Source organism: Cryobacterium sp. PH29-G1 (assembly GCF_030063365.1).
Lineage (GTDB): Bacteria > Actinomycetota > Actinomycetes > Actinomycetales > Microbacteriaceae > Cryobacterium.
This window is the reverse complement of sequence record NZ_JASISY010000015.1, coordinates 90,594-99,668: the sequence shown is the minus strand read 5'-3', so window position 1 is coordinate 99,668 and position 9,075 is coordinate 90,594. Positions and strand designations below refer to the sequence as shown.

General features: G+C 60.4%; 12 protein-coding genes. 8 read left to right on the top strand and 4 right to left on the bottom strand.

Annotated elements, in window-relative coordinates; all coding sequences use genetic code 11:
• The first annotated feature begins 406 nt into the window (after positions 1–406).
• Both QMK22_RS15545 and QMK22_RS15540 read left to right on the top strand, forming a co-directional pair.
• Complete coding sequence (locus QMK22_RS15545; RefSeq protein ID WP_283498560.1) at positions 407–1,012, top strand: GNAT family N-acetyltransferase; 606 nt, start codon at positions 407–409, stop codon at positions 1,010–1,012.
• 110 nt (positions 1,013–1,122) lie between these two features.
• On the top strand, positions 1,123–1,383 hold the full coding sequence (locus QMK22_RS15540) for a hypothetical protein (protein WP_283498559.1): 261 nt from the start codon (positions 1,123–1,125) through the stop codon (positions 1,381–1,383).
• A 122-nt stretch (positions 1,384–1,505) separates the two neighbouring features.
• Here the strand turns inward: QMK22_RS15540 and QMK22_RS15535 are convergent, their stop codons facing one another.
• The gene (locus QMK22_RS15535) at positions 1,506–2,291 is read right to left on the bottom strand and encodes an SDR family NAD(P)-dependent oxidoreductase (protein ID WP_349361228.1); all 786 of its coding nucleotides are present in this window, start codon (positions 2,289–2,291) and stop codon (positions 1,506–1,508) included.
• 97 nt (positions 2,292–2,388) lie between these two features.
• Here QMK22_RS15535 and QMK22_RS15530 point away from each other — a divergent pair, with 97 nt between their 5' ends.
• On the top strand, positions 2,389–2,898 hold the full coding sequence (locus QMK22_RS15530) for a MarR family winged helix-turn-helix transcriptional regulator (protein ID WP_283498557.1): 510 nt from the start codon (positions 2,389–2,391) through the stop codon (positions 2,896–2,898).
• A 258-nt stretch (positions 2,899–3,156) separates the two neighbouring features.
• Here the strand turns inward: QMK22_RS15530 and QMK22_RS15525 are convergent, their stop codons facing one another.
• Positions 3,157–3,816 carry a GNAT family N-acetyltransferase gene (locus QMK22_RS15525; RefSeq protein WP_283498556.1) on the bottom strand — a complete coding sequence of 220 codons (660 nt, stop codon included), beginning with the start codon at positions 3,814–3,816 and terminating at the stop codon, positions 3,157–3,159.
• A 131-nt stretch (positions 3,817–3,947) separates the two neighbouring features.
• Here QMK22_RS15525 and QMK22_RS15520 point away from each other — a divergent pair, with 131 nt between their 5' ends.
• From QMK22_RS15520 to QMK22_RS15505, 4 genes are all read left to right on the top strand, one after another.
• Positions 3,948–4,469: a tetratricopeptide repeat protein gene (locus QMK22_RS15520; protein WP_283498555.1), complete on the top strand. Its 522-nt coding sequence runs from the start codon at positions 3,948–3,950 to the stop codon at positions 4,467–4,469.
• 58 nt (positions 4,470–4,527) lie between these two features.
• Complete coding sequence (locus QMK22_RS15515; protein WP_283498554.1) at positions 4,528–5,112, top strand: recombinase family protein; 585 nt, start codon at positions 4,528–4,530, stop codon at positions 5,110–5,112.
• Positions 5,113–5,238: 126 nt separating this feature from the next.
• Positions 5,239–5,514 carry a type II toxin-antitoxin system Phd/YefM family antitoxin gene (locus tag QMK22_RS15510; RefSeq protein ID WP_283498553.1) on the top strand — a complete coding sequence of 92 codons (276 nt, stop codon included), beginning with the start codon at positions 5,239–5,241 and terminating at the stop codon, positions 5,512–5,514.
• Entirely contained in the window at positions 5,511–5,774 is a 264-nt protein-coding gene (locus tag QMK22_RS15505; protein ID WP_283498552.1) for a type II toxin-antitoxin system RelE family toxin, read from the top strand. The genes QMK22_RS15510 and QMK22_RS15505 overlap by 4 nt, the downstream gene beginning before the upstream one ends.
• Before the next feature lie 64 nt (positions 5,775–5,838).
• Here the strand turns inward: QMK22_RS15505 and QMK22_RS15500 are convergent, their stop codons facing one another.
• The gene (locus QMK22_RS15500) at positions 5,839–6,561 is read right to left on the bottom strand and encodes an AAA family ATPase (protein ID WP_283498551.1); all 723 of its coding nucleotides are present in this window, start codon (positions 6,559–6,561) and stop codon (positions 5,839–5,841) included.
• Positions 6,562–7,220: 659 nt separating this feature from the next.
• Between QMK22_RS15500 and QMK22_RS15495 the strand changes: the two genes are divergently transcribed.
• Entirely contained in the window at positions 7,221–8,492 is a 1,272-nt protein-coding gene (locus QMK22_RS15495) for an ATP-binding protein (RefSeq protein WP_283498550.1), read from the top strand.
• A 101-nt stretch (positions 8,493–8,593) separates the two neighbouring features.
• Here QMK22_RS15495 and QMK22_RS15490 read toward each other — a convergent pair whose 3' ends face one another.
• On the bottom strand, positions 8,594–8,989 hold the full coding sequence (locus tag QMK22_RS15490; protein WP_283498549.1) for a hypothetical protein: 396 nt from the start codon (positions 8,987–8,989) through the stop codon (positions 8,594–8,596).
• Positions 8,990–9,075: the final 86 nt, after the last annotated feature.

The following is a 9,075-nucleotide window of genomic DNA, read 5'->3' as shown; positions in this document are numbered from 1 at the left end:
GGCTGCTCGCCGACGCCTTCGGCATCCCGACCGCGGTGGCCGTGGTCGCGGCGCTGACCGCGGCATCCGGGCTCGTCGTTGCCGTGCGCATGCGCGGAGACGACCACCCCTGAGTAGGCATCACCTGAGCACGAGCGTGACGCTCGTGCTCAGGTGATTATCACGTGGCCGAAATCGATTCCGCTCCCCATGAACTGGGCCGGCCTAAGGTGGTGCAGTGAGCGGACGCCCACCGGGCGCGTTGAAGCGTGATTCCTCAAGTCGATTCGCTGAGCGAGTTGCCCGTATGGGGACCCCCCCTACGGGACAGCTACTTTCCGGTAGCGGACCCTCTTACGGGTTCAGTTCTAGTGCGGCTCATCCCGACCGAGACGCACGGGTTATCCGGGTGCCATAGTGTCGGACCATGGATCTCTTTGAATCGCCCCCGCTCTCGGGATCGCTCGTAACCCTTGAGCCCCTGTCATTCGATCACGTCGCCGAGCTCCGTGGCGCTGCGAACGACGGCCAACTCTGGCGTGCGTGGTACACCTCTATTCCGCACCCCGACGCGATGACCTCGGAGGTGGAACGCCGGCTTAGCCTCCATGAGCAAGGAAAAATGCTGCCGTGGGCCACTCGGCTCGCGTCAACTGGACGGATCGTCGGAATGACAACCTTTATGAACCCGAGCACCGATGCCCCGCGATTAGAAATTGGCTCGACTTGGCTGGCGAAAAGCGCTCAAGGCACGGGCGCGAACCGAGAGGCCAAGCTCCTCCAACTGGGGTACGCCTTCGACGCTCTGGACTGCATTGCCGTCGAGTTTCGCACTCACTGGCACAACCGCCAATCACGAAAGGCGATAGCCGCTTTGGGCGCAAAGGAAGATGGAGTGCTGCGCAGCCACTCAGTTGGACCGGACGGCGCTCTGCGCGACACGGTTGTATTTTCCATCACTGCGAGTGAATGGCCAGCCGTGCGCCTTGGCCTTCGGCATTCCTTAGCAACGAAGGAATTCTCCCTCCGGTAGTTTCCTCGCATCGCCGGCCTGGTCGCCCGATTTCAGAACGACGTGACTCCGTAAGGGGAACCCCTATCGGACTCGTAGGAATTGGAAGATCACACGGATATATTGACACCATGACTGGCAGACGGATGCTTTTGTGGATCGGCAGGCACCAGGTCGGGCTCAGCCTCGCAATGGTCGTGCTTTGGCTTGCAAACGCAACGATCCAGATAATTGCGATCGCGAGCGGAGACACGGGAACCAACGGAGGGCATGTTTTTAGTCTGGTTCTCGCTCTGCTGCTAGCCGTCCTCTCAGCTGCTAGCGCGGTCATCGCTTTGATTGCCAAGAAGAAAAAGACCGCGGAGGATCAGACGCATCGAATTGACCCGTAAGCCGAACGTGCCGCGCGACAAATTCGTTCGCCTGTGCGGGATCCCCGCCCGCACAAATAAATGATCCCGCGCGGGCGGGAATTCATGACAGCTTCGGAGGGCGGCGCTGCCCCCTGCGCCGGTCACAGCATTGCGGTCAGTACTCCACCGTCAGCGCGCACGGCAGCTCCGTTCGTTGCAGAGGAGAGCGGGCTGGAGAGATACACGGCGAGGTTCGCGATTTCGTCAGGCTCAATGAAGCGCTCGAGGAGAGACGTCTGGTTCCCGCCAATGATGACCGCCTTCAGATCATCCGTCGAGAGTCGTTGCGCCTCGGCGATGTCGCGGATGGTATCGGCGACGCCGTCTGAGTAAGTCGGGCCGCCGAGAATTGTGTTGACAGTCACGCCGGTACCGCGGGTGAGCTTGGCGAGGCCGTTACTCAACGCGAGCATCCCTGCTTTGGTCACACCATAGTGCGTCATGTCAGCGGGTATGGCTACACCTGATTCGCTCCCAATGAAGATGATCCGGCCCCATCCTTCGTCGATCATCCCCGGCAGCAGCGCTCGGGATAGGCGGACTCCGCTCATCACGTTCACGTCGAAATAGCGCGACCAGTCGTCGTCGGGTATTTCGGCGAAAGGCTGCACCTCGAAGAGGCCGACGTTGTTGACGAGGATGTCGACGCCGCCGAGCGAATCGAGGAGCCGCCGCACGTCTGCGGCGTCCGCGAAGTCCGCCGCAATACCCGTCACGTTCCCGCCAGGCACTTCGGCTTCGAGGTTCTTCACCGACTGCTGGAGCCGGCTGTCGTCACGGCCATTGATCACCACCGCAACGCCCTCCCGGAGAAGAGCCTTCGCGATCGAATACCCGATCCCTTGCGTTGAGCCGCTTACAAAAGCGCGTTTGTTTGCCAGCTGCATGTCCATGATTGTACGAACCCCTCAATTTTTACTTGCTCAGTCAAGTAAAAACTAATCTTATTTGATTGCCCAGTCAAGTAACTTGTATTCTGTAAGTATGAGTGATTCCAGCGACCCGAACCGTCTCACAGGAGATGACCTCGCGACGTGGGCGGCCCTTGCGACAGTGCTGGAATGGTTGCCGCCGGCCCTCGACGCCCCTCTCATTCGTAGTTTCGATCTCACGCATTTTGAGTACGGCATCCTGTTTGCTTTGGCTGACGCACCGGACCGCGCGCTGAGGATGACTGTTCTGGCTGACTATGCCAACAGCTCGCTCTCGCGGCTGTCTCGAGCAGTGTCGCGGATTGAGGGCCGGGGCTGGGTACAGCGCACCCGAGACCCCGTGGACGGGCGGTCAACCCTGACCACCCTGACCGACGCCGGGCTAAAGATGCTCGACACGGCCACTCCGGTGCAAGCCCTCTCGGTCAAGGAATTAGTCCTCGATCCCCTCACAAGCGCCCAACGAGGTCAGCTGGGCGAGATCAGTCGGCGGATCCAACGAGCAATCCGAAAGCAGGAGGGATGGCAGCCGCCACAACCATCCGCCTCAGACAATGACTAGCGGGCGGAGCCTGATTCAGCCCGCAAGATGGCAGCTGGATGAACCCTGCGGGCTGGGTGGATAAAAGCGAGTTTTCCCGACCATGTTGACGCACTGGATGTCGTCCGGTGGATCATTTTTGTTCCCGCAAGCCGGACGTCGAGCGCGACAGATCTGGCGCCGAACCAGCTGGCGGCCGAGTACGCCGACGTTGTGTCACAGGGGAACGTCTACTGGGCACCTGCACGCGCGGTGCAATTAATGAGGTGATTCGTGCGGCTAAACCGATTCGAGCCCAAGGAACTCACGTAGCTGAGGCACGCCCGTGACGCGGAACTCCTGATCGGATCTGTTGAGCGTTTCGGTAGTCAATGTCAGTTGTTGGCTCAAAGCCATCTCACCTTCGCGCCGCCGGCGGCGAACCAGGCCGTTCTCTCGGTAGCCGACTTTTCTCGACACGGCAAGCGATGCTGGGTTGTCGGTGAACGCTGCGGACGTGACCTCAGCTGCATCTAGATGGTCGAACATGAATGCACAGAGAGTTTGGCGCATTAGCGTGCCGATGCCCCGTCCGTGATGCTTCGCCCCGAGCCACGATCCTGTCTCGCCGGTTCTCGTCACGAGATAGTCACTGGTCGAAATTCCTTGGCAACCAACGATTTCTCCCTCGAAACGGACTGTGGATTCAAGTTGCCACGATGCTGGCGTCATGGCAGAACGTCGCCCCCAGTGGAACTGCAGGAGCCTTAATCGAACTTCGTCGGGGGTCCCGGCCGTCCATGGAAAATCAAATGGCATCGCAGCGGAGTCGTGAATCCCTTCGTGTGCGAGTGCCACAAGGTCGGGCAAATCGGAATCTCGAACGGGAGACAGAGAGAGTGACCCGCATTCGATCAGCAATCCAAACGGCGGCCAGAGCTGTTCAAGTGCATGCGACATGCCCCCAACCCTATTTGTGTCAACGCCGACCCCCGACCCGTTTCCAGTGGAACGACAAATGAATCAAGTCCGGCAGCTAGCCTGAGCACGCGCGTCTGCGCGGCCGGCACGAGTCGAGGAGCCACTCATCAATGAGTATCGAACTGCACATCGAGCTGGACCGCATCTTCGCGGCTCGCGACCGAGACAATATGGGCCCAACGCTTGCCGCCCTTCTCCATGTCTACGAGATGCACCCGCGTGACCCCCGAGTCCTCTACGAAGTAGGCGGTGCGTACGACACCGCGGGCGAGGAGACGACCGCCCTGGGGTTCTACGAGCGAGCGATGACCGAAGGGCTCGACGGGGACGTGCGTCGCCGGTGCTACCTCCAATACGGGAGCACCCTCCGCAACCTTGGCCGCATAGATGAGTCGGTCACGGTGTTCGCGCAAGCGCGCAGGGAGTTTCCGGACTCTGTTGCCCTCGGCGCATTCGAATCTCTGAGCCTGCATGCGGCCGGCCGTGTCAACACCGCTCTCGGCAGCCTTCTCAGTCTGCTTGCCGACCATGTGCATTCGGAAGAGATTGACCGGTACAAGCCCGCCATGCGCGGCAACGCAGAGTACCTGACATCGCTCGACTTTTCGGCCACTTCCGAAAGCGCCCGATAGACGGACGTCCAGCGCGACGATTATTGACCCGCTCACCGCAAAGCGGAACAGTTTCGCCATGAATGGATTACTAATTGGATACGCACGCGTTTCCACAGAGGAACAAGATCTCACCGCCCAACAAAACGCCCTGGAACGACTGGGCGTTAGATCGTCACTGATCTACACCGATCATGGTCTCACCGGAACGAACCGAGCTCGACCCGGGCTTCGCGAAGCCTTGGCCGCCTGCCGTGCTGGAGATACCCTCGTCGTCGCCAAACTCGACAGACTCGCACGGTCACTCAGGGATGCGAAAGACATCATCGACGAGCTGACGGTCAAAGATGTGAAGCTGAGTATCGGCGGAGCGGTGCATGATCCGAACGACCCGGTCGGGCGCCTCCTCTTCAACGTCCTGGCGATGGTCGCTGAATTCGAGTCGGATCTGATTCGCGCCAGAACGCGCGAAGGAATGCAGGTGGCCAAAGCGAAAGGGCACCTTCGCGGTAAGCAGCCCAAACTGTCGGGACCACAGCAGAAACACTTGATCGAAGTCCACAACGCTGGCCTTCACTCCAGCGCGGAACTTGCGGAGCTCTTCAACGTCGCGCGGTCGACCGTTTACCGCACTATTCAACGTCAGTTCGAATCGGGCCAGTGATCGGGGCCCTCAACCAAAGTCTCGTTGCCGGACTCGCTGGTCCGGCAACGGGAACCCCGCGCGAGAGGCCATTTGTACATTTAAAGATCTCTTGTACATCTGGGAAGTGGAATGTACGCTTGAAACATGTCAACCACGGTCCCCGTCAGCGTTTCTGATGCACGCGACCAGCTCGCATCGATCATCGACCGCGCTCGTACCGAGCACGAGCCGGTCTTCTTGTCTCGCCGCGGGCGGCGAGTCGCGGCTGTTATCGACGTCGACGATTTGGAGCGTCTCATTGAATTGGCCGAAGACATGGCCGATATTCGTGCCGCTGAGGAATCCCGTGAAGAGATGCGTCGCACGAAAAACGAACCTACTCCTTGGGAACAGGTGAAAGCAGACCTCGGCCTCGCATGACTTACTCGGTGAAGATCGCACCAGCAGCTGAACGGCAACTACGCAAGTTCGATCCGCAGGTCCGCCGGAGAGTTCAAGCAGCGATCGACCTCTTGGCAGACAATCCGCGGCCGCCCAAGGCGATCCAACTCGTAGGAGGCTCTGGCGAATGGCGGGTCCGAACGGGTGACTACCGCATCATTTACGAGATTCACGACGACCTGTTAATCGTGCTCATCCTCCGACTCGGACATCGACGCGAGATATACGAATCCCGATAGGTGATCCCGCAAAGGGAACGCTAAACGGCTCAGGCAGCGGACAAGACCTTTCGGGACACCTCGGTCAGGTTAGATGCCGGAGGTACCGCTGCGGATCCTCTAAGAATGATCGCCAGTTCCGAACCAGGTCGAGGTCGCCCCAGGCGCAGGGACGGTATCCCCACGGTCCGACTTCGTAGATCTCCGCACCTGGAATCGAGGCCAGGATCGGTGAGTGCGTGGACAGAATCACTTGAGACCCTCCGGCGGCAAGGATGTCCCGAAGATCGCATAGTAGGGCGAGCGATCCCGTAAACGAGAGTGCTGATTCCGGTTCGTCGAGGATCCACAAGCCAGGGTAACGAGCCCGGGCGGCCACGAGGTCGAGGAAGGATTCACCGTGCGAACGCTCGTGGAACACCGGGTCGTTACCGCCCGGGTTGTCCTCGAGATAGGTGAAGAATCCGTGCATCGTCTCCGCTCGAAGGAAGAAGCCACCCCGGCGGGCGCCGAGTCCTCGGCTTAGTTGCAGGTGATCGGCGAGGGTGGACTCAGACCTACGGGTGGTGTGCCGCGACCCAGTCGATCCGCCTTCTGGTCCCATTCCGTATGCACCCGCGATGGCCTCGACGAGCGTCGATTTCCCGACGCCGTTGTCGCCGACGAAAACGGTTACTGGGCCGAGTTCGAGACCGTTCTTGAGGAGCTGCGCGATCGGGGCAAGTGTCGCGGGCCAGACGTCCTTGGGCAGAACGGGCGCGTTTGGGTCCTGGCCCACCGACCGAAGTGGAGTCACGTTTCTCGCCATACGATCATTCTGCCGGAATCGGAGTTCGAGACCGCTCGACCAACCTTCAGAGCACAACACTGGCAGTGATGAGCGCACCTGTCACACCCGCGACAGCTATAAAGAGAAGAATCGCACGATTGATTCTCCGCCGACTGAGCGTTCCCTTGCGAAATGACGACCTTGAGAGTCGATCGAATCCGGGCAGCAGTGTCTGCAAAGGTGGATCCTCCGGTGCCGAACGGATGGGTTCCAGGCTTGGGCGGTCATCATCCTCGATTTGTGCCATGGCTCGATCGTACTCACCTAGGGTAAACGCATCCCGTCACACAAAGCCTTTTGCGGGCAGCACCGCCCGCTTGACGTCCACGATCACGACAGTCAGCGCACGCGCCAAAGACGAACGCACGTTCAACCATTGATGCCCTGCCCGGACTTGTCGTGCGATCCCTCTGTGGCGGCCCGTAAGCGGGACGCCCACCGGGCGCGTTGAAGCGTGATTCCTCAAGTCGATTCGCTGAGCGAGTTGCCCGTATGGGGAACCTCCTACGGGACACTGAAAACGGTGGAGCGGTCCCGCTCATCGAGCGCTCAATACGGTGGACTAGTATCGCTCAAAATGGTATCTTTGAAACGCTCAAAATGGTGTACTAGTCGAAGTGCGTGGAAGGGTCATCACAATGAACGGGTATCAGAGACGGATCATCGACGACACGCTCGACGAGTTGTTCCCTTCCTTCGCGGCGATCTCTATCGACGGGGCTCGCGCGATCGGCAAGACCTCCACCGGGCGGCAGCGAGCGAAGACCATACTCGACTTGGACCTCCCCGAAATGCGGGAGTTGATCAGTGCGGATCCGAAATACTTGGGCCGAGTAGACACCCCCGTCCTCATCGATGAATGGCAACATGTCCCCGAGGTCTGGGACCGTGTTCGTCGCCTCGTCGACAGTGACTCGGCCGGCGAACGGTTCATCTTGGCCGGCAGTGCCGCACCCGTTGGCGACCACCTCCACTCCGGAGCTGGTCGCATCATCAGATTCCGGATGCGACCACTCTCCATCGCGGAACGCAGCCTGGCGACGCCCACGGTCCGCGTCCGCGATCTGCTCAGCGCGGATATCTCGGACATCCACGGTTCCAGTGATGTCGAGCTGCGTGACTACGTCCGCGAAATCACCGCCTCGGGATTTCCACAACCCCGGCAGATGACCGATCGTGCCCGCGCAGTGTGGCTCGATGACTACATCGAGCGAGTAATCACTCACGACTTCACCGAACAGGGACACCGCATCCGCCAGCCGGAACTATTGCGCGGCTGGTTGCGCGGTTACGCCTCGGCCACTGCCTCCGCAACCACGTTCGCGAAGATCGGTGCCAGTCTCGACCCCGGTGAACCAACAGGACCGACAAAGAAGACGTCGATCACCTACCGGGACGTCCTGAGCAGCCTCTACCTGCTTGACCAAGTCGACGCCTGGTCGCCCAGTCAGAAACTCCTGTCACGGGCGGCCCTCGCGCCGAAGCATTTTCTCGCGGATCCGGCACTTTCCACGCGCCTGCTGGGCCTCAACGAGGCCAAACTGATGTCAGCCACTGCGCCCGCGACCAACACCGGCGACCGGGCTCGCCTCGGCGATTTCTTCGAGGCACTCGTAGCCCTCAGCCTCCAGACCTATGCCGCAGCGAACGACGCGAAGGTGTCACACTTCCGCGACTATGACGGGCGGCACGAGATTGATTTCATCATCCACCGAGGAGACGCGGAAGCCGTCGGCATTGAAGTCAAGCTCAAATCCGCGATCACCGACCACGACGTTCGCCACCTGCTCTGGCTGAAGAAGTCGCTCCCCGACCACATCGTCGACCTCGTCGTCATCAACACGGGTACCCATGCGTATCGTCGACAAGATGGCGTGGCGGTCATCCCGCTCGCCTTGCTCACCGCCTAACGGACGATGCGCGCGCCAGAACGACTCAAGCAGCTCACGGTACGTCACTCACACAAAGCGTCCGTAAGCGGAACCGTCAGCGGGAACGGGAACCGTCGCAGTCAGTGGTTTGCTGTGACAGTCAGGCGATGGTTGTGAACGGTGTTTACGGCCAGTGTGACGAGAACAACGCCGACGACAACGATCATGCTCCATGTTCCATGGGCATTTGTGAGTGCGACCCCGCCGAAGACAAGGAGTCCTGCGCCAATGCTCCGCATCGCGATGAATCCAGCCGGGGTGACCGGAGGATTCCGGCTGAAGGGGATTCTCGTGTCGGGGTTGGCCCGAATTGTGCGGATCAAGGACGCGATGAAGAGCACGGCTCCCACGGCTCCCACGACTGCCGCAATCCACCCAAACACATCCATGCCGCTAACCATACTGATGCGGCCCTGCGGATTTTTCAGCTCGGGTTGCTCTGGCTCCTCAACCTCCCGTTGCTCGTCAGCGAACACGCACTGGCGAGCTAACCCCCGTGACGACCTATTGCGAGTCCCTCATCCGCAGGCACGGGCCGCACGAGCCGAAGCGGGCCATCCGA

Bases quoted from the DNA above. Each gene is read 5' to 3' on its own strand.
- QMK22_RS15545 (WP_283498560.1), top strand. From the start codon at position 407: ATGGATCTCTTTGAATCGCCCCCGCTCTCGGGATCGCTCGTAACCCTT.
- QMK22_RS15540 (WP_283498559.1), top strand. From the start codon at position 1,123: ATGACTGGCAGACGGATGCTTTTGTGGATCGGCAGGCACCAGGTCGGG.
- QMK22_RS15535 (WP_349361228.1), bottom strand. From the start codon at position 2,291: ATGCAGCTGGCAAACAAACGCGCTTTTGTAAGCGGCTCAACGCAAGGG.
- QMK22_RS15530 (WP_283498557.1), top strand. From the start codon at position 2,389: ATGAGTGATTCCAGCGACCCGAACCGTCTCACAGGAGATGACCTCGCG.
- QMK22_RS15525 (WP_283498556.1), bottom strand. From the start codon at position 3,816: ATGTCGCATGCACTTGAACAGCTCTGGCCGCCGTTTGGATTGCTGATC.
- QMK22_RS15520 (WP_283498555.1), top strand. From the start codon at position 3,948: ATGAGTATCGAACTGCACATCGAGCTGGACCGCATCTTCGCGGCTCGC.
- QMK22_RS15515 (WP_283498554.1), top strand. From the start codon at position 4,528: ATGAATGGATTACTAATTGGATACGCACGCGTTTCCACAGAGGAACAA.
- QMK22_RS15510 (WP_283498553.1), top strand. From the start codon at position 5,239: ATGTCAACCACGGTCCCCGTCAGCGTTTCTGATGCACGCGACCAGCTC.
- QMK22_RS15505 (WP_283498552.1), top strand. From the start codon at position 5,511: ATGACTTACTCGGTGAAGATCGCACCAGCAGCTGAACGGCAACTACGC.
- QMK22_RS15500 (WP_283498551.1), bottom strand. From the start codon at position 6,561: ATGGCGAGAAACGTGACTCCACTTCGGTCGGTGGGCCAGGACCCAAAC.
- QMK22_RS15495 (WP_283498550.1), top strand. From the start codon at position 7,221: ATGAACGGGTATCAGAGACGGATCATCGACGACACGCTCGACGAGTTG.